Consider the following 23,405-nt stretch of genomic DNA (forward strand, 5'->3'; position numbering starts at 1 on the left):
CAGCAATGCGGTGGCCTTGAACCGCGTGCTGGGCAGCGACGGCACGACCATCCTCGGCAACTTGTCGGCCAACGGCAAGGTGTTTATTGTCAACCCGAACGGCGTGCTGTTCGGCCAGGGCGCGTCCGTGAACACGGCGGGCCTGGTGGCTTCGACCCTGGACATTTCCAATAGCGACTTTATGTCGGGCAAGTACCAATTTTCAGGCAATGGCAGCGGGAAAGTCCTGAACCAGGGTAGCATCAGCGCGCCGGGCGGCTATGTGGCCTTGCTGGGCGCGCATGTATCGAACGAGGGCACGATCCAGGCGCGCCTGGGCTCGGTGGCCCTGGCAGCGGGCCAGGCGATTACGCTGGACGTGGCCGGCGACGGCTTGCTGAACGTGGCGGTGGACCGGGGCGCGGTGGGCGCGCTGGTGCAAAATGGCGGCCTGATCCGCGCCGATGGCGGTAGCGTAGTATTGACGGCGCAGGCAGCCGGCGACCTCTTGAAAACAGTGGTCAACAATACCGGCGTGATCGAGGCGCACACCATCGATACGCGTAGCGGCACGATTAAATTGCTGGGCGACATGCAGACCGGCACCGTCAACGCGGGCGGTACGCTGGACGCCAGCGCGCCTGACGGTGGCAAGGGCGGCTTTATCGATACCTCGGCCGCACACGTGAATATTGCCAACGGCATCAATGTCAGCACCAAGGCAGCCAATGGCCTGTCCGGCACCTGGCTGATCGATCCGGTCGACTTCACGATCGCCGCCACCGGCGGCAACATGACCGGCACCGACCTGATGAGCAGCCTGAACAAGGGCTCGGTGCAGATCCAGAGTACCAACGGCAGCGGCGGCACGGCCGGCGACGTCAATGTCAACGAAGCGATTGCCTGGTCGGCCAACAAGCTGACCCTGACGGCGCAAAACAATATCAATATCAACAAGGCCATGCGCGGTACCGGCACGGCCAGCCTGGCGCTGGAGTATGGCCAGAGTGCAGTCGCCGCCGGCAATCTGGCCACCTACAATGTCAAGGCCGAGATCGACCTGCCATCAGGCAATAACTTCAGCACCAAGCTGGGCAGCGATACGGCGACGGCGACGACCTACACGGTGATCAACAGCCTGGGCGCGGCTACCAGCACCAGCGGCACCGATTTGCAGGGCCTGAAAAATGCGTTGTCCGGCAACTTCGTGCTGGGCGCCAATATCGACGCCAGCGGCACGTCGAACACGGCGGTATGGGGCTCCAACGGCTTCACGCCGATCGGCACCACCGCCACGGCATTCACCGGCCAGTTCGACGGCCTGGGCCATGTCATCAATGGCTTGAGGATCGGCAATACCACCGCCGGCGCCGGAGTGGGCTTGTTCGGCATGATCAGCTCCACTGCCCAAGTGCGCAATATCGGCCTGGTCGCGCCGACGATAACGTCCAACGTGCCGAGCAGCACCTATGGTTATGTGGGGGCACTTGTCGGCTACAATAACGCCGGCACCGTCAATAACGCCTACGTCAGCGGCGGTACGCTGACCAGCCCGGGTCTGGTGTCGCTGGGTGGCCTAGTCGGGAAAAACTCCGGTACCATCAGCAACAGCTACAACAGCGCCGCGCTGCTGGTGACGACCAATAGCGGCAGCTTTGTCGGCGGCCTGGTCGGTCAAGCCATCGCTGGCAGCAACATCAGCAACAGCTATAACAGCGGCACGGTGGCCGTGAACAAATTGACAGCCGGCGGCCTCGTCGGCAGCAACCTGGGCAGCATCACCGCCAGTTTCAATACCGGCGCCGTGACCGCCGGCGTCGGCGCGGGCGGCGTCGCCTACAGCAATGGTACTGGCACCGCCACAGGCTTGATCACCAACAGTTATAACACCGGCGTCATCATCGGCGCCGGGCAAGTCGGCGGCGTAGTTGGCTACAATTTTTTGAAGGGGACCGTCACCAACAGTTACTCCACTGGTTCGGTTACGGCCGGGGCGACGACCGGCACAGTTCGCGCATACGGTGGCCTGGTCGGCGATAACCGGGGCACCATCGCCAACAGTTATGCCACCGGTGCGGTCACCGGCACGGTCGCGACAGGCGGCGTGGTGGGTTCGAGCCCAGCCGGCGGCACGATCACGAATGTTTATTCGTCCGGCGCAGTGAGCTTGATCAGCGGCGGCACGGGTACGCCGGGCGGGGTGGTCGGGAACATGGCCGGCACCAGCTCGATCAACGGCGGCTATTTCAATACAACGCTGAACCCGTCACCAATGACGGCCATCGGCGTCCTCAGCACCAGTGGGGCCACCACCTCGATCAGCGGGCTGACAGCGACGCAAATGCAAACCGCAGCGAACTTCGCCACGTTCAGCTTCACGACCACGACTGGTCTGACCGGCAATAACTGGGTCATGGTCGATACCGACGGCACGCTGAACAATTTGAGCGGCGCGCCGGGCGCCACCGGACCGATGCTGGCGTCCGAGCACAGCACCACGATCAACTCGTCGCATCAGCTGCAATTGATGGCGATGAACCTGGCCGGCAATTACACGCTGGGCATGGATATCAACGCCGCGACCACCGGCCTGGCGACCGACGTCTGGAATGGCGGCAGCTTCATTCCGGTCGGCAATAACACGGCAGCGCCATTCACCGGCACGCTGGACGGCGCCGGCCATGTGGTGTCCGGGCTGGTGGTCTACCGTCCCGGCACGAATTTCGCCGGCCTGTTCGGCGCGACGTCAAGCAGCGCCACCGTGCGCAATATCGGCCTCGAAGACGGCAGCATCACCGGCAAGAATGGTACGGGTGCGCTGATCGGTAGCAACCTGGGCCTCGTCAGCGGCAGTTTCAGTACCGCCAGCGTAGCCGGCGGCACCCAGGTAGGCGGCCTGGTCGGCGCGAACGGCGTCGGCAGCACCATCACCAACAGTTACGCCAGCGGCGCCGTCACCGGCACCGGCGTCATCGGCGGCCTGGTCGGTTTGAATGCCGGCACGCTGACCAACAACTATGCCAGTGGCACTGTTACAGGCGGCAGCACCGCGGGCGGACTGGTCGGCACCAATAGCGGCACCGGCAGTTCCTCCGGCAACTTCTGGGATACCGCCACCAGCGGTAAGTCGACCAGCGCGACGGGTAGCGGCTTGACCACCGCGCAAATGAAATTGCTGTCCACCTATACCACGCCAGGCTGGGACCTGTCCGGTGCGTGGATCGTCTACGACACCAACACCTACCCCTTGTTGCGCGCTTTCATGACGCCGCTGCAGGTGACATTTGCCTCGAACGCCAGCAAGACCTATGACGGCACCAATAGCTGGACGACACCGGGCGTCACCTTCTCGAATCCGAATGCCGTGCTGTCAGGCACCCTGAACTATGGCGCGGCGGGCAGCGCCGTCAATGCAGGCACTTACGCTATCACGGCCGGCGCCCTGTATTCGGGCCAGCATGGTTATGCCATCAGCGCCAACGCGGCCACCCTGACCATCGACAAACTCACCGCGACCCTGACCGGCGCGACGGTGGACACGCGCGCCTATGACGGTACGACGGCCGCCAAGCTCAGCGGTGGTTCGCTGTCCGGCTTGCTGGCGCAGGACAGCGGCAACGTCACGTTCAACACGGGCACCTTCGACACCAAGGACGCGGGTACCGGCAAGGTCGTGACGGCGATCACCACCGGCAGCGCTGGCGGCAACTATATCGTTACGGCGAACGGCCTGACCGGCACCGTCACGCAGAAAGCGCTGACCTTGACGGGCGTCACCGCAGCCGGCAAAGAGTATGACGGCCACACCAGCGCCACCTTGACAGGTGGCACCCTGAGCGGCCTGATTGGCAGCGAAACGCTGAACCTGGGCGCCACGGGCGGCGTATTCGACGGCAAGAACGCCGGCACCCAAGCGGTGACGGTCACTCTGGGCACGCTGTCCGATGGCACCGGCCTGGCCAGCAACTACACGCTTACCGCGCCGACCGGCGTTACCGGCACCATCACGGCCAAGACGCTGACTTGGACTAACCTGGCGGTGGATAACAAAGAGTACGATGGCAACGCGACGGCCGCCATCAACAAGGGCAGCATCACCGGCCTGATTAGCGGCGAAACGCTGACAGCAGGCCCGACGGCCGCCTTTGCCGACAAGAACGCCGGCAATGGCAAGACGGTCACGGTTGGCGCCACGCTGGGTAATGGCGGCGGTGGCGGCCTGGCCTCCAACTACACACTGGCTGATACCTCCGTGACGGCCAATATCACGCCGAAAGCCTTGACGGTCACCGGCGCGGCGGCCGGTAACAAGGAATACGACGGCAACACGGCGGCGGTGATTGCCGGCGGTGCACTGAGCGGCATGATCAGCGGCGAAACGGTCAACCTGGGCGCGCTGTCCGGCACCTTCGCCGACCAGAACGCCGGCAATGGCAAGGCCGTGACGGTCACCGGCGGTAGCTTGAGTGACGGCAGCAATGGCATGGCCAGTAACTACACGGTCGGCAGCGTGACGGGCCTGTCGGCCAATATCACGCAAAAAGCCTTGACGGTCAGTGGCGTGACCGTTGCCAGCAAGGCCTACGATGGCGACACCAAGGCCATCATTTCGGGCGGCACCCTGAATGGCCTGGTCAGCGGCGAAACCCTGAGCCTGTCCGGCCAGAGTGGCGCATTCAACGACAAGGATGCGGGCAACGGCAAGGCCGTGACGATGACCGGCGCCACGCTGCTTGATGGCACCAGCTTGGCCAGCAACTATACGGTCAGCAACGCGACCGGCGTCACCGGCAATATCACGCCGAAGGCGCTGACGGTCACTGGTGCCAGCGCGGTAACCCGCGTCTACGATGGCACCACTGCCGCAACCCTGGCGGGCGGCGTGCTCGATGGTCTGGTCAGCGGCGAAACATTGATGCTGTCCGGCTTGAGCGGCGTCTATGCCACCAAGAATGCTGGCAGCGGCAAGATCGTCACCGTCACCGGCGCCACGCTGGCCGACAATACCGGCGGCCTGGCCAGCAATTACATGGTAAGCAATCCGACCAGTGTGACCGGCAACGTCACCAAGGCAAGCATTTCCAGTGTCAGCGGCTTGAGCGCTAGCGACAAGACCTACGATGGCATCACTGCCGCCGTGATCGGCGGCAAGGCCGTCATCACCGGCATGGTGGTTGGCGACGATCTGGCCTTTTCCAGCGCCAGCGGCGCCTTCAGCGACCAGAATGCGGGCACCGGCAAGACTGTCAATATCTCCGGCATCACGCTGACGGGCAACGACCTGGCCAACTATAACCTCACCAATGCCAGTGCCACGACCACGGCCAGCATCGCCCGGAAGGCATTGACGGTGATCGGTGCAACAGCCGCTAACCGGGTCTACGACGGCAGCACGGTGGCAACCATCAGCGGCGGCAGCCTGGACGGCCTGGTCGGCAAGGAAACCCTGACCCTGACCAGCATGACGGGCCTGTTTGCCGACAAGAATGTCGGCACCGCGAAAGCGGTGACCGTCAGTGGCGCGGCCTTGACGGGCGGCGCCAATGGTGGCCTGGCGTCCAACTACACGGTCACCGATTCGACCGGTTTGACGGCCGATGTCACCAAGGCCACCATCAGCACCGTCGTCAATATCGTCGCCAACAGCAAGGTCTACGACGCCAATACCAAGGCCACCGTCAGCGCCACCGGCGCAACCTTCAATGGCATGTTCAGTGGCGATAGCCTCTCGCTGAGCGCCACCAACGCCTCGTTTGCCGACAAGAATGCCGGCGTCGCCAAGACGGTGGCGGTGAACGGCATCGCCCTGGGTGGTACGGACGCGGCCAACTACAATCTGACGGCCACTACCGGCAGCGGCAGCGGCACCATCACGCCGAAGGCGCTGACGATTATCGGCATGTCGGCCGTCAACAAGGCGTATGACGGCAGCACCAAGGCGACCTTGTCGGGCGGCTCGATCAGCGGCCTGGTCGGCTCGGAAACCCTGGGTGTGACGGGTTTGAGCGCCACCTTCGATACCAGGGACGCCGGCACCGACAAGACGGTGACGGCGACCGGTTCGAGCCTGGTTAACGGTGGCAATGGCGGCCTGGCGGCCAACTATACGATCAGCAACCCGACCGGCCTGATCGCCAATATCACGCCGAAAGCGCTGACGGTATCTGGCATGACGGCGGGCACGCGCGCCTATGATGGCACCAAGGCCGCGGCCCTGGTCGGCGGCAGTTTGACGGGCCTGGTAACGGGCGAGACGCTGGTGGTCTCCGGCGGCAGTGGCGTGTTTGGCGACAAGAACGCCGGCAACGGCAAGCCGGTGACGGTGTCCGGCGTCAGCCTGGCCGACGGTACCGGCCTGGCCAGCAATTACACGGTCAGCAATCCGGTCAATGTGACGGGTTCCATCACGCAAAAAGTGCTGACCGTTACCGGCGCGCTGGCGGCCGACAAAACCTATGATGGCGCGGAGGGCGCCACCATCACGGGCGGTAGCCTGAGCGGCCTGGTGGGCTCGGAAACGGTTGGCCTGGCGGCCCTGGCCGGTGCGTTTGCGGACAAGGATGCAGGCAGCGGCAAGGCCGTCAGCATCACCGGCGGCACCTTGTCCAACGGCACCAACGGCGGCCTTGCCAGCAATTACTCGGTCGGCCCTGTCAGCGGCCTTTCGGCCAGCATCGCGCAAAAAGCGCTGACGGTCACCGGCGTGGTGGCCGCCAACAAGGTCTATGACGGCACGACCAAGGCAAGCGTGACCGGCGGCAGCTTGAGCGGCCTGGCCGGTAACGAAACCCTGGGCCTGTCCGGCCTGTCGGGCGCCTTTGGCGACAAGAATGCCGGCACCGGCAAGGCGATCATCGTCATTGGCGCGCAACTGGCCGACGGCACCGGGCTGGCCAGCAACTACACGGTCAGCAACCCGACTGACGTGACGGCCAATATCAGCAAATCCAATATCGGCGGGGTCAGTAACATCGTCGCTGGCAGCAAGGTATATGACGCCACGGATACGGCCACCGTCAGCAATGCCGGCGCCACGTTTGCCGGCATGTTGAATGGCGACAGCTTGAGCGTCAGCGCGACTTCGGCCAACTTCATCGACAAGAACGCCGGCAGCGGCAAGGCTGTCAATGCCAGCGGCATGACCCTGGGCGGCACGGACGCCGGCAACTACAAGCTGACGGCCACCACCGGCACGGGTACGGGTACCATCACCCAGGCGCAAATTGCCAGCGTGACCGGCATCATGGCCGCCGGCAAGACGTATGACGCCACAGATACTGCCACCGTCAGCAACGCCGGCGCCACGTTTGCCGGCATGTTCAATGGCGACAGCTTGAGCGTCAGCGCGACCTCGGCCAACTTCATCGACAAGAACGCCGGCAGCGGCAAGGTTGTCAATGCCAGCGGCCTGAGCCTGGGTGGCACGGACGCCGGTAACTACAATCTGACGGCCATCACTGGCACGGGCGCGGGTACCATCACGCAGGCGCAAATTGCCAGCGTCAGCGGCATCACGGCTGTCGGCAAGACGTATGACGGCACGGATGCTGCCATCTTGAACGCCGGCGCCACCTATAACGGCATGTTCGGCGGCGACAGCCTGACGTTTGCCGCCAGCAAGGCCACGTTCAGCGACAAGAACGCCGGCAACGGTAAAACGGTCAACGTCAGCGGCATCGCGCTCGGTGGCGCGGATGCGGGCAACTATACCTTGGCCAGCAATACGGCCAGCGGCACGGGTGCCATCACGCCGAAAGCACTGACGGTGACGGGTGTTACTGCCGGCAACAAGGTCTATGACGGCACGCTTGCGGCGAGCTTGACGGGCGGCGCCTTGAATGGCCTGGTCAGCGGTGAAACCTTGTCGCTGTCCGGTTTGACGGGCACATTTGCCACTCAAAATGCGGCCAGCAACATTGCCGTGACGGCCCGCGCCGCGCAATTGGCCGATGGCACTGGCCTGGCCAGCAACTACACGGTCAGCAATCCGACCGGCGTGACGGCCAATATCACGCCGAAGGAATTGACCATCGGTGGCATTGCCGCGGGCAACAAGGTCTACGACGGCACGCTGGCGGCCGGCCTGACGGGCGGTGCCTTGCAGGGTCTGGTGGGTGATGAAACCCTGGTATTGTCAGGCACCATGGGCGTGTTTGGCGACAGGAACGCGGGCAGCAACAAAACGGTCACCGTCAGCGGCGCCAGCCTGGCTGATAGCACCGGCCTGGCCAGCAACTACACGGTGGCCAGTCCGACCGATGTGACGGCCAGCATCACGGCCAAGGCCTTGACGGTGACGGGCCAGCTGGCGGGCAATAAAGTCTACGACGGCAATGCACAAGCCAGCCTGTCCGGTGGCGCCTTGAGCGGCCTGGTGGCCGGTGAAACTCTGGGCATTGGCGGCCAGAGCGCCGTGTTCAGCGACAAGAACGCGGCCAATGGCAAAGCAGTGACGGTCAGCGGCACAAGCCTGGTTGATAGTGCCAATGGCCTGGCCAGCAACTACACGGTCAGCAATCCGACCGGCTTGACGGCCAGCATTACGGCCAAGGCCTTGACGGTGACGGGCCAGCTGGCCGGCAATAAAGTCTACGACGGCAATGCACAAGCCAGCCTGTCCGGTGGCGCCTTGAGCGGCCTGGTGGCGGGTGAGGCATTGGACATTGCGGGTCAAACTGCCGTGTTCAGCGACAAGAACGCGGCGAATGGCAAAACCGTGTCGGTCAGCGGCACGACCCTGGTCGACACCATCACCGGCCTGGCCAGCAACTATACGGTCAGCAATCCGACCGGCTTGACGGCCAGCATCACGCCGGCCAGCCTGCTGGTGCGCGCCACGGGCGTCGCGTCGCGCGTGTATGACACCACCACCAACGCCAGCGTGACCCTGGCGGACAATCGTATCGCCGGCGACGTGCTGACCGTCAGTAATAGCGGCGCCAGCTTTGCCGACAAGAACGCCGGCGCCAACAAAACGGTGACGGTGAACGGCATTGTCCTCGGCGGTACGGACGCTGGCAATTACACGGTCAACGCCACGGCGACCACCACGGCCAGCATCACGCAGGCGGCCTTGGGGGTGAATGTGGGCAATGCCGAGAAAGACCAGGGCCATGTCAATCCGGCCTTCACGGCCAGCTACACGGGCTTGCTGGGCAACGACACGCTGGCGAACGAGGTCAGCGGCAATCTGGCGTTCAGCACGCCGGCCACCATCGCTACGCCATCGGGCAGCTATCTGGTGTCGGCGGCCGGCCAGACGTCGACCAACTATGCGTTGACGTACACGTCGGGCGTGCTGACCGTCAAGCCGACCGAAGCGCTGCAAAGCGTGGTGGCCAGCGTGATCGCGGCGGTCAATGTGGCGCCATCGCAGGGTAATATGGTGCAGGCTGATGGCGTGGCGAAAGGCGGAACCGTTACCAGCAAGGAAGACGCGGTGCAGGTGGTGGCGGAGGGCGCCCAGCGGCAGCAGGGCAGCACGCCGTTGGTGCAGATGACGGCATCGGTGAACAGCAATGTCTTGCCGGGCTTGCGCCTGAACGTGATCGACACGGGCCTGCGACTGCCATCGGCGGCTGGCAACACCAGCATCGAAAGCCAGTAAGCATGCGCTGACAAGACGCTTGCTGCGTATTGTCAAATCCTCTACACTGCGCTCTTCATTTTCGCAGTGTAGAAAAGGCATCATGCGCAGCTCCATCCCGACTTTCCCGCTCTTTTTGCTGCTCTTGCCCGCCATTGCCTGCGCCGAAGATGCGCCGCTGCAGAAAGTCACCATTTCCGCCGCCAGCGGCCTGCAGCAGCGGCGCGACGATACGGCCGCAAAGATCATCGTCAGCCGCGACGACCTGGTTCAATATGGCGACAGCAGCCTGGCGGCGGCCCTGAAGCGCCAGCCCGGCGTCTCCGTCGTCGGCAGCGAGGTGCGCATGCGCGGCCTGGGCGCCGGCTACACGCAAATGCTGATCAATGGCGAACCGGCGCCACCGGGTTTTTCCATCGAATCCATCGCGCCCGAAATGATCGAGCGCATCGAGATTTTGCGCAGCGCGACGGCCGAATACAGCATGCAAGCCGTCGCCGGCAGCATCAACGTGGTCTTGCGCAAGGGCGCCAGCGGCGCCGAGCGCGAATGGAAGCTGGGCGCGGGCAGGCAGGATGGTCGCTGGCAGCCTGCCGCGTCCCTGCGCGTGGCGGACAAGCTGCCCGGTTTCGCCTACGCGCTGACGGGGGCGCTGGAACGCACGGCCGATGACGTGGCGGGATGGACGACTGAAACAATGACTGATCCCACCGGCACGCTGCTGGCGCTGCGCGCAACGCGCACGCGCAATGCCTCGTCCGTCAACAAGGCCAGCCTGACGCCGCGCCTGCACTGGACGCTGGACAATGGCGACACCATCACCTGGCAAAGCTTGCTGGACTGGTATCGCACGGGGTTTGACGGCGTGGCCAGCGAAACGGTGTTGACGGGGGCGCCCAGCAGCTATCCGCGCAATGGCGCCACCTCGCAAGCCAGCGTGTTGTCGGCGCGCAGCGATGTGAGCTGGGCGCACGCGTTGGGGGCGGCCGGCAAGCTGACGGGCAAGCTGGGCGTCAACCATAACCGGCGCGATACGGATTACGCCTTTCATGGCGAGGCGGCCGATGGCACCCCCCTGCTGCTGCGCGGCGTGGTCTCCGACGCCATCGACGACAGCCTCAACAGCAGCGGCAAATACCTGGGAAGGTTGGGCGCCGGGCATGCGCTGAGCCTGGGTTGGGATGGCAGCCTGATACGCCGCAGCGAATCGCGCCGCCAGCGCGACACGTATCTTGCCGGTGGCGCGCCGTATGCGCTCGATGAAGACTACACGGCCGATGTGCGGCGTCTGGCCCTGTATGCGCAGGATGAATGGGACGTGACGCCACGCCTGCAAATGTATGCGGGCGTGCGCTGGGAAGGCTTGCAGACGGCCACCGAGGGCCGCACTTTGCGCGAAGTGCGCACGCGCGCCAGCGTCTGGAGTCCCGTGGCGCAACTGCTGTGGAAGCCGCCGCAGCAGGAGCGCGACCAGCTGCGGCTGGCGCTGGCGCGCACCTACAAGGCGCCCACCACGCGCAACCTGGTGCCGCGCCGCTACACGATCAATAACGGCAACAGCGCCAATAACCCTGATTTCCAGGGCAATCCCGGGCTGCGTCCGGAACTGGCGTGGGGGCTGGACGCGGCCTGGGAGCGCTATTTTGGCAAGAGCGGCGTGGCCAGCCTGTCGGCATACACGCGGCGCATCAGCGACGTCACCGTGCAGCGCCTGTTCCAGCACGATGGCATCTGGATTGCCAGCCCGTTCAACAATGGCACTGCCACGGTGCGCGGCATCGAAATGGATGTGAAATTCCCCTTGCGAACCTGGTGGGTGCAGGCGCCCGACGTCGACGCGCGCGCCAATGCGGGGCGCAACTGGTCCAGCGTCGCCGCCGTGCCGGGTCCCGGCAACCGCCTGGCCAGCCAGGTGCCGGCCACGCTCAACCTGGGACTCGATTACCGGCTCTCGCCGGGGATGAGCATGGGCGGCAATCTGCACGTGCAGACGGGCGGCCTGGCACGGCTCGATGCGTACGCCAGCAGCCATGCGAGTGTGCGGCGCACCCTCGACGCATATGCGCTGTGGCAGCCGGACGCGAAAACGCGCGTGCGCCTGTCGGCCGCCAACCTGCTGCGCCAGCAGCAGCTGCAGGGGCAATCCTACGTCGATCAGGCGGGCCGCAGCGACAGCCTGACAACACTGGACGGCAGCGCTGCGCTGCGCCTGCTGTTCGAGCGCAGCCTGTAAGCATCAATGCCGGGTGGGCTTGCCCTGCTGCACCAGGATGAACGGGCTGACGACGACAGCCCATAGGGCCGCATCGGCTGCTTGCCAGTCCAGCGCCTGCTGGTCCGACACCTTGGCCACTTTGCCATCGGCCATCCATTGCGTGATGGTGGTTTTGTCGTCGTGCGAGATGCGCACGGCCACTTCGACCAGATCGAGTTCATTGGCGACCCAGACGATATTGCCCTGGGCGAAGTGCTTTTCCAGTTCGCTCCAGGCCAGGCGGGCAGTTTCGCTGTTCACTTTGAGGCGCAGTTCGGTGTCTTTTTCAGGATTGGTTTGCATGCGAAATATCAAGTTGCGGTGAGTCGGGTGCCGTTGCGCGCGCTTTATTTGCCTGACAAGGCTTCCACGCGCGGCGTCGGCGTACCCTGCCATGTTAACCGATAGGCGGCGCCTTTGCGAACATTGCCCACCAGGGCAGGGCGGAAGCAGGCCAGGTTGGTGCCGCTGGCGTGCCGGACGCTGGGGAAGATGATGCCCATGGAGCCCGCTTCGAGCAGGATGGCGGCCAGGTCTTGCGAGGCGATGTAGCTGGCCGGGTCCAGGCAAGCCTGGTAGTGCTCCTGGCCGCGCAAGTCGTGGAAGCTGGCGGAAAAATCGGCCAGCAGCGACTGGTAGCTGACGCTGTCGTCGAAATAGTCGATTTCCTGGTACTCCACGGTCTTGTGGAAAATGATCTCGGCCAGCGCCGTTTGCATGTCGAAGGCGCAATACCAGGCGCCCCGCTCGCCATCGTTGAAACGCGCCCCTTCCGGGCGGGCGTAGGTATAGGCGGCGTTGATGATGCGAAAGTTTGGTACGCCAAAAACCAGCTCGTCCACGCCAATTCCTGGCGCGCCGCCGTACTCGGCCACCAGGCGCGCGTTGGTGGCGTTATCGAGCTCGAACAGCTCGCGCAGGTGATCGTCGTCTTCCGCCAGGGGCGCCAGCACGGAGTCTTCCATGTCGGCGAAGCGCGAGGGTATCAGGCGGCAGGTGTCGATCTGGCGCAAGGCGGCCAGCGGCGGCAGCTGTGCATCGGCGATGGCAGGCACGATTATAGCCCTCCGCGGCGCGCATCGAGCAGCTTGCGCACCGTCTGCATGGCCAGCAAGCCGCCGGCCAGCATCTGCGACAGGGGTGTGCGTCCGCCAAACACGGGATTTTTGTTGGGCAAACTCACCCATTCGTCGGCGAGTTTGTCACCGTACAGGATGTGCAAGGCCTTGTAGATGCCCAGCAGGTAGGAAATGCGCGTGATGCGGTCCACCTCCAGCACGCGGTCCGGGTGCTTCTTCCACTCGTAGTAGGCGCTGCTGGACAGGCCGCCCAGCAATTCGCGCGCATCGTCGTCGCGCAGCTTCCAGGCGGCGACCAGCTTGAAGAACCCCTTCAGTGCTGCCTGCGACAATCGCTCGCGCTCGGCTTTGGCGTTCAGGTCGACGAGCACGGCCGGTTCGAAGCGGCTCTTGGGGTAGGCGTAGGCGAGATTCATGGCTGTCCTTCAATAAAACTCTGTTTATGGACTATATATACTCCTTTTCTGGATTCCTTGCAACGGTCGCGCGCATGAAAAACGGGGCGCGCCAGGACGGGTGTCCCGGTGCGCCCCGTTGGCAGACCGTGCTGGCTTATTTTGCCGCGACGGTGACGGGCACGTTCAGTTGCGCCGTCAGACCATTATTGTCCAGCGCCACCACCTTCAGCGTATAGCTGCCGGCGACCGGTTGCGGCCAGTAGGCCGTGATGGTCAGGCCGCTCATGGAAAACTGCATGCCCAGCGGCGCGCCGTTGATCGAGATCCACAGCGCGTTCGCCCCGGGGGCTGTCAGCACGATGTTGCCGCTCATGGCCTTGCCCGCCACGCCCGTCATAGTGGCAGCGCTGATCGTGGGACCGGCGGCGGCGATTTTCACGGTGGCCACGGCCCGGCCCGTCAAGCCCGTCTTGCTATCTTTGGCGATGACGGTCACGTTGTAGCTGCCCAGCACGGGGCTGGCCCAGCTGACGACGCCGGCGGCATTGATGCTCATGCCGGACGGCGCGCCCGACAGGCTGTAGGTGACGGCGTTGGGCGCCACCGTCGTGGCGGTGAACGACAGGGCCACGCCCGGCTTGCCGCTGACGCTGGCCACCGTCACCACGGGCGGCAGCGGGGCGGCGATGGCTACCGTATAGATGCCCTTGCCGCTCAGGCCAGTCTTGCTGTCCGTGGCCGTGACGGTGATGGCGTAGGTACCGGCCACGGGGGCGGCCCAGCTCACCAGTCCGGCGCTGCTGATGGTCATGCCGGCCGGCGCGCCGCTCAGCGCGTAGCTGACGGGATTGGCGGCCGTGACGCCGACATTGAACGCCAGCGCCGTGCCAACCTTGCCCGTGATGGCGCCAGCGGCGACGACGGGCGGCGCGACGGGTGCGATGACGATGCTGTACACGCCCTGGCCACTGAGGCCGCTGACGGTATCCTTGGCCACCATGGTCACGGCATACGTGCCGGCGACGGGGACGGCCCAGCTGACGACGCCCGTGGCGGCGATGCTCATGCCGGCCGGCGCGCCCAGCATGGTGTAGCTGAGGGGATTCGCTGCGCTGGCCGAGACGGTGAACGACAGCGCCTTGCCGGCCGCGCCGCTGATGCCGGCCGGCGCCACCACGGGCGCGGCGGGTGCGATCTGCGTGCCCGACAGGCTGGCCAGCAGGTTTTTCACGTTGGGCGTGCCCAGGCCGCCCAGCGGGTCATAGCCGACCCTGGCCGTGCACACGCTACAGGTGCCGTTGCTGCCGCGCGTGATATCGGCAAAGCTGCTGGCAAAGGTGCCGGGCACGGTGGCGATCTGGCCGTACAGCATGCTGTGCGGCAAGCCGAGCGCCGTCTTGGCCTGCAGCGCGCGGCTGGCGTTGGCGATGGCGACCAGGCCGGCCCACTGTGGCGTGGACAGGCTGGTGCCGCCGATGCTGAGCCAACTGGCGGTGCTGCTGCCCTGTGGCATCACGGCCGTGTACTGGCCTGTGGCGGGGTCGGCATTGAAGGCCACATCGGCCACGTTGCGCCGCAGCAAATTGGTCAGGCCCGGCACGCTGGCCGTCTGGTAGGTGGGCAGCGCCGTATAGGCGCTGATGCCGCCGCCCGTGCCGGACCAGGCCGCTTCGCTGCGCACGCCGCTGCCGCTGTAGCTGAGCGTGGTACCGCCCACGGCCAGCACGTTGGGCGACACGGACGGCCAGGATACGCCGCTGCCCGAGTCGCCCGTGGCGGCCAGGTAGCTCATGTTCTTGCCCGTGAAGGCGCTGTCGACGGAAGCCGTCCAGCTGCCTTCGGCGGCACCAAAGCTCATCGACACGACGCCTGGCCCCATCAGGTTGGCCAGGCGCACGGCGCCCAGCAGGCTGTTGATGGAGGCGTCGGGCGCCTCGATCAGCACGATGCGCGCCAGCGGCGCCGTGGCATGCGCCCACTGTACGTCAAGCGCGATTTCCATGGCCCAGCCCGAGTTATAGGCGGGCGCGGTGGCCGTCATGGTGCTCGATGGCGTGTTGTAGACGATGGACAATTTGCAGCCGCTGGCCGGCGCTGGCGGCAATGGCAGGGTGGCATTCGTGGCGATGGCCTTGGTGGTGCAGCCGGGCAAGCCGAATTTCTGGTTGAAGATGGCCAGTTCGGCCGCCGCGTTCGGGTTGTGCATGGCGTCGACGATATAGATCGTTTGCCCCGCGCCCAGCTGGGCCGCCTGGCTTGGCGTCAGCGCCGTGCCCGCTGCCGGCAAGGCGGGCAAGTCGTAGGCGGCGCGGATTTGCGCGGGAGAGTAGGTGGCCACCACGCTGCTGCCGGCCATGGGCGCGACGGCGTCCGCCGTGCCGCCGGCTTGCAGCGGCGCGATGTCCTGCGCCACCTGTTCCTCGGCGGCGATTCTTTGCGCCGTCAGGCGGCGCGTGGACATTTCCATCATGGCGCCGGGCACGTGCTGCAAATGTGGGCGCCAGTGGGCCGAGCCGCTGCTGTTGGCGCTGTCGCGCCCGTCAGGCGCATCGAGCAGGGCGGGGGCGGCATGGAACATCGGCTGCGCCACCAGCGCACCGACGGCGGCGGGGATGACGGGCACCTCGACACTGAATTGGGTCGCTGCCGTGGCAATGGCGGCGGGCGGCGCCGATGTTTCCTGGCCGGGGCCGCAAGCGCCCAACAGGAGCGCGGCAGTGGCGCCCAGCAGCAGGCGTCCGTGGCGGGGATGCAGGGGGGTGAATTTTTTCATGGCGAAACTCTCCGAGTTGGCGAGGGCCACATCTCGACAATGCATCCTGGCATGGCGCCGCGCGCTGGCGGTCCCGGCCCTGCATTGGCAGCCCCGCTGCCGTGGCGCTTGCGCGCGGTAGGCCGGTGGCTTTGCGTCCCCGCCTTTCAACGGGTTTGCCCTCAGAATTGATCGTGCATCGTTACGGACTTCGTGATGCGTTATCAATTCTAGTGAATTTGCCAAATAAGTGTTAACTATTTTCAATCAATATTTTTATTTTCACAATAAAATGTGGCGGATTTGCCTATTGTTGGAAGCAATCTTGTCAGCTTGATTAAGTCTTAAAGACAAGGTTATCAGACGGGTATCGATGTGTGACAGTGTTTTTCCCCGGCAACAGTGCTTGTTTTTCCCTATGGCTGAATGAATTTAATGAATTTGACGAATATATTGTTTTTGTGTATCAATCCTCGAACGCCATGCCTGGATACGGCGCTGCGCGGCAGGCCGCCAGCCGCTGCGCCAGGCTGCCCACATGGGCTTCCAGCTGGTGGCCGTCCGGATCGAGAAAATACAGGGAATCGCCAGCGCTGCGGTTTTGCTGCCATTCGGGCACGCCGGCGGCGCCCAGGCTGGCGGCAAAGCTGGGGAAGTCTTCCTGGTGTATGGAAAAGGCGTAGTGCGTGTAGGTGCGGCCGGTGTCGCTGGCCGCCTCCGTCTCCAGCGACAGGCACAGCCACAAATTCCCGGCCGACAGATACGCGCCCCTGTCCCAGCGCGCATGCAGGCGCAAGCCCAAGGTGTCGCGGTAAAAAACGACGCTGCGCGACAGGTCGCGCACGGACAGGGTGAGGTGGTTCAGGCCGGTTAACATGATGCTTGGCAACTTTTAGGTAGGGTACGCCTGTGTCGGCCATCGCCATGATTTGATATGACTTTGTTCAACACAAGTTTGAGATACAGCAACAAGGCCACAAACATCACGGCACCTGACCAAACCGTAGCGAGCGGCAGTGATTTGTGGCCGAGAAGCGCAACCGTGCCAGGGCACGGTGAGCATCGCCGGCCGCAAAGCGCGACGCGCAGTAGGTTTGGGCAGGTGCCATCAGATAGGTTCGGCGTGCTCCACCATCAATTGTACTTTTGTCGTGCCATTGTATTCATTCGCATCGAGGCGGAAGGCGACCCTGGTGCGTTCGCCCAGCGCGTCCGTGTGGCCGAACCAGATGGCGTCGAAGCGCACGCCGTTCTTTTCCAGCAGCAGTTTCAAATGGCGCTCTTTCAGGATGCGCTGGCTGACGACGCGGAATTCGTCGCAGAAGACGGGCGGGGCGAAGCCCTGGCCCCACACCTGGCCATCCATCAGTTCGATGAACGCCGTCGTGTAATACGCGTCTTCCAGCGGGCCGTCCGTTTCCACCACCCGTTCCAGCTGTTGCTGGCTGAGCCAGGCCTGGCCCACGGCTTCGAAGGCCTTGGAAAATGCGTCGAAGGCGTCGGCGCGGATGGTCAAGCCCGCCGCCATGGCGTGGCCGCCGAACTTGTCGATCAGGCTGGGCGCCCGTTTCGACACCAGGTCGAGCGCGTCGCGCAAGTGGAAGCCGGGGATCGAGCGGCCCGAGCCCTTGATCCAGCCGTCCGCGCCGGGCGCAAACGTGATGGTCGGGCGGTAAAACTTTTCCTTCAGGCGGGAGGCGACGATGCCGATCACGCCCTGGTGCCAGGATGCATCGAAGACGCTGATGGTGCTGCTGTTGGCCGGCTCGAAATCATCGAGGTGCAGCAGGGCCGTATCCTGCATTTCCGCCTCGATTTCGCGGCGCTTCAGATTGATATCGTTGAGTTGCTGCGCCAGCGCCCAGGCGCGGCCTTCGTCGTCCGTGATCAGGCATTCGATACCCAGCGACATGTCTTGCAGGCGGCCGGCCGCATTCAGGCGCGGCCCAAGGGCAAAGCCCAGGTCGAACGGCGTGGCGCTGCGCGCTTCGCGGCCCGCCACGCGGAACAGGGCGGCCACGCCCGCGTGCATATTGCCCTTACGCATGCGTTTCAAGCCTTGCGCGACGAGGATGCGGTTGTTCGTATCGAGGCGCACCACGTCGGCCACCGTGCCCAGCGCCACCAGGTCGAGCAGGTTTTGCAGGGGCGGCTGGGTTTTCTGGTCGTAAATCCCTCTTTGGCGCATTTCCGCGCGCAAGGCCAGCAAGACGTAAAACACCACGCCCACGCCCGCCAGGTGCTTGGATGGGAAACCGCAGGCGGGCTGGTTCGGATTGACGATGACGGCCGCGTCGGGCAGGGTGTCGGCCGGCAAATGGTGATCGGTGACAACCACCTGGATGCCGCGCCGGTTCGCCTCAGCCACGCCGTCGATGCTGGCGATGCCGTTGTCGACGGTGATGATGATGTCGGGCGACTTTTCGCGCGCGGTGAGTTCGACGATTTCCGGCGTCAGGCCGTAGCCGTACTCAAAACGGTTGGGCACGATGAAATCGACGTCGGCGCCCATGGCGCGCAAGCCGCGTATGGCCACGGCGCAGGCGGTGGCGCCGTCGCAATCGTAGTCGGCCACGATGACCATGCGTTTCTTGGCGGCAATTGCGTCGGCCAGGAAGACGCCGGCCGCGCCGATGTGCAACAAGCCGGACGGCGGCATCAGGGCCGCCAGTTCGCTCGACAGTTCTGCCGCGTCGGACAGGCCGCGCGACGCGTACAGCCGGGCCAGCACGGGGTGGATGCCGCCCTGGCGCAGCAGTTCGGATTCGCGGTAAGGGCAGGGGCGGGTGGCGATGCGGGTACGGGTCATGATGCTTTCAACTTGTTCAGGGTAATCGCGCGCCAGAATTTGCGCTGCGCATGCTTGCTGGTGGTACAGCTTAGCCAGGCGTCGCGGTGGCTCAGCACCAGGCGCAGCTGGTCAAGGCGGCCATCTTTTACGGCTGCCAGCAGGGGCGCGAACCAGTCGGCTTCCAGCGCCTGCAACTGTTGCAGCCACATGCCCCATTCCTGGGCCTGCGCCGCTTCGATCAGGCCGCCCAGCACGACGATCGCGTCGGATTGGTCTGCCAGCACATTGCTTGGACTGGCATGGCGCCGTGATGGTTCCGCCAGCGCCGCCAGCCAGCCGGGCGCGTCCTTGGTATGCAGGCTGGTGGCGCAGCGCGCAGGTGCCGGTGCAGATTCCGCCGTGGCCAGGCTCCCACCCCAGATCCAGAATGAGTTGATGGCTTTCAAGCCCCGCTCTTCGCGCGCCGCATTGACGGGATGTTCATGCCACAGCATCTGCACTTCGTTTTGCAGGCGGCGCGCGGCGCGCGCGTGCTCGCCTTCCGGCATCCAGACGGACAGGTCTTGCGTGGTGGCGCCGTCCGGCGAGGCGCACTGCAAGTCGCTCCAGGCGTCGGCGCGCATGAACCAGGTGCCCGCGTCGCCATACGCCAACGGCTGGCCGATCTCGTCGAAATACGGGGACGCAATGTCGAACAGGGCGCGGCCATCGGCCTCGCTCAGCTTGAGCTGGCGCAAGTCTTCCAGGCTGATGTGGCTGCGGGCGATGGCCAAGTGGGCCGGATGCAGCAGGAAATAGCGGCCTCCCGCTTCCGGTACGAGGCCGTAGCCGCGCATGGCCTGAGCGGCAAAGGCCGCCTGCGCCGCCTCGCCATTGGGCGCGGACGCCAGGCCCAGCGCGTGCGCCAGCCACGCTTCGTGCGGCAGGAGGCGCTTGGCGTTGTCAAAAGTTTCCAAATTGCAAGTGGAGGTGCGCGACAGCAGGGCCGCCAAAGCGGGCGCTTGCAAGACCTTGAGCAGGTCAGTAGCCAGTTCGGCATTGGGCAAGGCGAAGGGCAGGACGAGGGTAAGTTGATTCATCCCGAGATTGTAGGCGATTGTGGCGGTGGGGGAGTAGTTCCGGCGGTTTTCCCCTTGGCCGCGGGCGCGGGGGAGTGGCGCCACGGTGATGTGTTTCACGCATGAGTGTCATTTGTGTGGCACACTGCGCGCTCGCATATTACGTTGTCGCGGGAGCGCATGAGCATCATCAAACAATTTCCTTTTGAGTGGCAGGTCGGCGTGCGCTATACGCGCGCCGGGAAACGCAGTGGCCGCAACAGCTTCATTTCCTTTATTTCCCTCATTTCCGTGGCCGGCATCGGCCTGGGCGTGGCCGCCCTGATCGTCGTCCTCTCCGTCATGAACGGCTTTCAGAAGGAAGTCACCGACCGTTTGATGTCGGTGCTGGCCCATGTCGAGGTATTCGACACCAGCGGCTCCATGCCCAATTGGCAGGCGCAGGAGCGCGCCGCCTACGCCAACCCGCAAGTGAAAGCCGTGTCGCCGTTCGTGGAAACCCAGGGCATGCTGCTGAATGACGAAACCATGCGCCCGTCCGTCGTGCGCGGCGTGCTGCCGCAGCAGGAAGCCACCGTCTCCAGCGTGGCGAGCCAGATGAAGCAGGGCAGTTTCAAGGACTTGACGCCAGGCTCGTACAACATCGTGCTGGGCATCGACCTGGCCAAGGCGCTCGACGTGAAAGTGGGACAGAACGTGACCCTGATGCTGGAACGCGAGCCAAGGGCTGGCGACCCTGCCAATGGCATCGTCATGCCGCGCATGCGCGCGCTCAAAGTGGCCGGCATCTTTGAGGCAGGTCATAACGAACTCGATGGCAGCCTGGCCTTCGTCAACATGCAGGATGCCGAACAGCTGCTGCAGCTCGACGGCCCGTCCGGCCTGCGTCTGCGCCTGCACGACATGAACCAGGCCCCCCAGGTGGCGCGCGAACTGAAAGCGTCGATGCCGGGCCAGCTGTGGATGCGCGACTGGTCGCGCGCCAGTGCCAGCTGGTATGCGCTGGTGCAAAGCCAGAAGAACATGATGTTCATCATCCTCAGCATGATCATCGCCGTGGCCGCGTTCAACCTCGTCTCGACGCTGGTGATGTCGGTCACCGACAAGCAGGCCGACATCGCGATTTTGCGCACTTTGGGCGCCTCGCCGTTCTCCATCATGAAGATCTTCATGATCCAGGGCGCGCTGGTGGGCTTGCTGGGCAGTGCGCTGGGCGTGATCGGCGGCGTTGTGCTGGCGCTGAACGTGGGCGTCATCGTACCCTTCATCGAAGGCATCTTCGGCCTGCACTTCATTTCCAAGGAAATCTATCAGATCAGCGCCGTGCCGTCGGACGTGCATTGGCTGGACGTGGCGCAGATCGGACTGATCGCCTTTGGCCTGGCGCTGGTGGCGACCATCTATCCGAGCTGGCGCGCCGCGCGTGTCAGGCCGGCCGAGGCATTGCGCTACGAATAACACTTCAAGAAACGATAAAGACCGCCTGAACAATGAGTATTTTCAAGAATTTGCCCTTCGAATGGCTCGTCGGCCTGCGCTACACGCGGGCCGGCAAGCGCAGTGGCCGCAACAGTTTTATCTCCTTCATTTCCCTCATTTCCATGGCCGGCATCGGCCTGGGCGTGGCGGCGCTGATCGTCGTGCTGTCCGTGATGAACGGCTTCCAGAAGGAAGTGACGGACCGCATGCTGTCCGTGCTGGCCCACGTGGAAGTGTTCGACAACAGCGGCAGCATGCCGGACTGGCGCGCGGAAGCGGCGCAAGCGTTTAAAAACCCGGCCGTCAAGGGCGCCGCGCCGTTCGTGGAAACGCAGGGCATGCTGCTGCGCGACGACGCGCTGCGCCCCGCCATCGTGCGCGGCGTGCTGCCCGAGGAAGAGCCGAACGTCTCGGACGTAGCCGGCCAGACGCGCATGGGCAGCTTCAAGGCGCTGCAGCCGGGTACCTTCAATATCGTGCTGGGCATCGAGCTGGCGCGGGCCTTGCGCGTCAACTTGGGCGAAAAAGTCACGCTGATGCTGGCGCAGGGCCAGGTCACGCCGGCCGGCGTGCTGCCGCGCATGCGCAGCTTTACCGTCAGCGGCATCTTCCAGGCGGGCCACAATGAATTCGACGCCGGTCTTGCCTTCATCAATATCGAAGACGGCCAGCGTTTGCTGCGCATCGACGGCCCGTCCGGCCTGCGTTTGCGCCTGGCCGACATGAACCAGGCGCCGCAAGTGGCGGCGGAGCTGAAAAAATCCATGCCGGGCGATCTGTGGCTGCGCGACTGGTCCAAGCTGAACGCCAACTGGTTCGCTGCCGTGCAGACGGAAAAGCGCATGATGTTCATCATCCTGACCCTGATCATCGCGGTGGCCGCCTTCAACCTGGTGTCGACCCTGGTGATGACGGTGACGGACAAGCAGGCCGATATTGCCATCCTGCGCACCCTGGGCGCCTCGCCCCGCTCCATCATGAAGATTTTCATGATCCAGGGCGCGCTGGTGGGCATCCTGGGCACGATGTTGGGTGTGGGCGGCGGCGTGCTGGTGGCCATGAACATCGACGTCATCGTGCCCTTCATCGAGCACCTGCTGGGCGTGCAGTTCCTTTCCAAGGACATTTACTTCATCAGCACCGTGCCGTCCGACCTGCGCTGGCCCGACGTCACCAAGATCGGCGTGCTGGCCGTGATCCTCGCCTTTTTGGCGACCCTGTACCCAAGCTGGTGGGCTGCCCGCGTCAAACCTGCGGAAGCCCTGCGCTATGAATAAACCACTGACTACGACCATGACAGATCTGAACAAACCTGCCTCCAACGGCGCTTCCGCTGATTCTGCCGTCCTGTCCTGCCGCGGCCTGGGCAAGACCTTTACGCAAGGCAGCTACAAGGTGCAGGTGCTGGCCGGCATCGATATCGATATCCACCGCGGCGAACGCGTCGCCATCGTCGGCGCATCGGGTTCCGGCAAGTCGACCCTGCTGCACTTGCTGGGCGGGCTCGATACGCCCACCAGCGGCAAGGTGACCCTGCTGGGCAAGGACTTCGCCACCCTCAGCGAAAAGGCGCGCGGCGACTTGCGCAATGCCTCGCTGGGCTTCGTCTACCAGTTCCACCACCTGCTGCCCGAGTTTTCCGCGCTGGACAATGTCGCCATGCCCCTGATGATACGGCGCATGAAGCGCGCGCCCGCCACCGAGCTGGCGCAGCAAATTCTCACGCGCGTCAACCTGGCCAAGCGCGTCACGCACACGCCGGGCGAATTGTCGGGCGGCGAGCGCCAGCGCGTGGCCCTGGCGCGTGCCCTCGTCACGCAGCCGGCCTGCGTGCTGGCCGATGAACCGACGGGCAACCTCGATCACGCCACGGCCGAACAGATTTTTGACTTGATGCTGGAATTGTCACGCACCCTGGGCACGGCCTTTGTCATCGTCACGCATGATATCGAACTGGCCAAGCGCTGCGACCGCGTGCTGCGCCTGACGGACGAAGGGCTGCAGCCTTATCAATACTGAGCAATACTAA

General features: G+C 64.5%; 12 protein-coding genes and 1 riboswitch. Of the genes, 5 read left to right on the plus strand and 7 right to left on the minus strand.

All coding sequences use genetic code 11. The annotated features are described in order from the left end of the window. The first annotated feature begins 10 nt into the window (after nucleotides 1-10). Together ACQ4W0_RS18430 and ACQ4W0_RS18435 are read left to right on the plus strand one after the other, a co-directional pair. Nucleotides 11-9,586 (plus strand): YDG domain-containing protein, encoded by a 9,576-nt coding sequence (locus ACQ4W0_RS18430; protein WP_436578058.1) that lies wholly within the window; start codon nucleotides 11-13, stop codon nucleotides 9,584-9,586. A gap of 82 nt (nucleotides 9,587-9,668) precedes the next feature. Continuing rightward, complete coding sequence (locus ACQ4W0_RS18435; RefSeq protein WP_436578059.1) at nucleotides 9,669-11,798, plus strand: TonB-dependent receptor plug domain-containing protein; 2,130 nt, start codon at nucleotides 9,669-9,671, stop codon at nucleotides 11,796-11,798. Between the two features lie 3 nt (nucleotides 11,799-11,801). On the opposite strand, the gene ACQ4W0_RS18440 is transcribed toward ACQ4W0_RS18435, so the two are convergent. The 7 genes from ACQ4W0_RS18440 to ACQ4W0_RS18470 all read right to left on the minus strand — a co-directional run bounded on the left by ACQ4W0_RS18440 (nucleotide 11,802) and on the right by ACQ4W0_RS18470 (nucleotide 19,918). Then, entirely contained in the window at nucleotides 11,802-12,122 is a 321-nt protein-coding gene (locus ACQ4W0_RS18440; protein ID WP_436578060.1) for a DUF2288 domain-containing protein, read from the minus strand. A 44-nt stretch (nucleotides 12,123-12,166) separates the two neighbouring features. After that, nucleotides 12,167-12,874: an RES family NAD+ phosphorylase gene (locus ACQ4W0_RS18445; RefSeq protein WP_436578061.1), complete on the minus strand. Its 708-nt coding sequence runs from the start codon at nucleotides 12,872-12,874 to the stop codon at nucleotides 12,167-12,169. Between the two features lie 2 nt (nucleotides 12,875-12,876). Next, complete coding sequence (locus ACQ4W0_RS18450; protein ID WP_436578062.1) at nucleotides 12,877-13,314, minus strand: MbcA/ParS/Xre antitoxin family protein; 438 nt, start codon at nucleotides 13,312-13,314, stop codon at nucleotides 12,877-12,879. Between the two features lie 136 nt (nucleotides 13,315-13,450). Continuing rightward, nucleotides 13,451-16,069 carry a S53 family peptidase gene (locus tag ACQ4W0_RS18455; protein WP_436578063.1) on the minus strand — a complete coding sequence of 873 codons (2,619 nt, stop codon included), beginning with the start codon at nucleotides 16,067-16,069 and terminating at the stop codon, nucleotides 13,451-13,453. Nucleotides 16,070-16,152: 83 nt separating this feature from the next. Then, nucleotides 16,153-16,239: riboswitch (cyclic di-GMP riboswitch) on the minus strand. Between the two features lie 275 nt (nucleotides 16,240-16,514). Further along, the gene (gene fos / locus ACQ4W0_RS18460; RefSeq protein WP_436578064.1) at nucleotides 16,515-16,925 is read right to left on the minus strand and encodes a fosfomycin resistance glutathione transferase; all 411 of its coding nucleotides are present in this window, start codon (nucleotides 16,923-16,925) and stop codon (nucleotides 16,515-16,517) included. 231 nt (nucleotides 16,926-17,156) lie between these two features. After that, nucleotides 17,157-18,857 (minus strand): single-stranded-DNA-specific exonuclease RecJ, encoded by a 1,701-nt coding sequence (gene recJ, locus ACQ4W0_RS18465; protein WP_436578065.1) that lies wholly within the window; start codon nucleotides 18,855-18,857, stop codon nucleotides 17,157-17,159. Further along, nucleotides 18,854-19,918, minus strand: a complete 1,065-nt coding sequence (locus ACQ4W0_RS18470) for a hypothetical protein (RefSeq protein WP_436578066.1) — start codon at nucleotides 19,916-19,918, stop codon at nucleotides 18,854-18,856. Before ACQ4W0_RS18470 ends, recJ begins: the two co-directional genes overlap by 4 nt. Nucleotides 19,919-20,077: 159 nt before the next feature. On the opposite strand from ACQ4W0_RS18470, the gene ACQ4W0_RS18475 reads away from it, so the two are divergent. The 3 genes from ACQ4W0_RS18475 to lolD are packed head-to-tail and all read left to right on the plus strand — an operon-like array spanning nucleotide 20,078 to nucleotide 23,395. Then, nucleotides 20,078-21,355, plus strand: coding sequence for a lipoprotein-releasing ABC transporter permease subunit (locus ACQ4W0_RS18475; RefSeq protein WP_436578067.1), 1,278 nt, complete (start codon nucleotides 20,078-20,080; stop codon nucleotides 21,353-21,355). A gap of 32 nt (nucleotides 21,356-21,387) precedes the next feature. Then, a complete protein-coding gene (locus ACQ4W0_RS18480) occupies nucleotides 21,388-22,653 on the plus strand; it encodes a lipoprotein-releasing ABC transporter permease subunit (RefSeq protein WP_436578068.1) in 1,266 nt (421 codons plus the stop codon). 16 nt (nucleotides 22,654-22,669) lie between these two features. Beyond that, nucleotides 22,670-23,395: a lipoprotein-releasing ABC transporter ATP-binding protein LolD gene (lolD, locus tag ACQ4W0_RS18485; RefSeq protein ID WP_436578069.1), complete on the plus strand. Its 726-nt coding sequence runs from the start codon at nucleotides 22,670-22,672 to the stop codon at nucleotides 23,393-23,395. The last annotated feature ends 10 nt before the right edge of the window (nucleotides 23,396-23,405 follow it).

The organism is Janthinobacterium breve (assembly GCF_051380895.1).
Classification (GTDB): Bacteria; Pseudomonadota; Gammaproteobacteria; order Burkholderiales; family Burkholderiaceae_D; genus Janthinobacterium.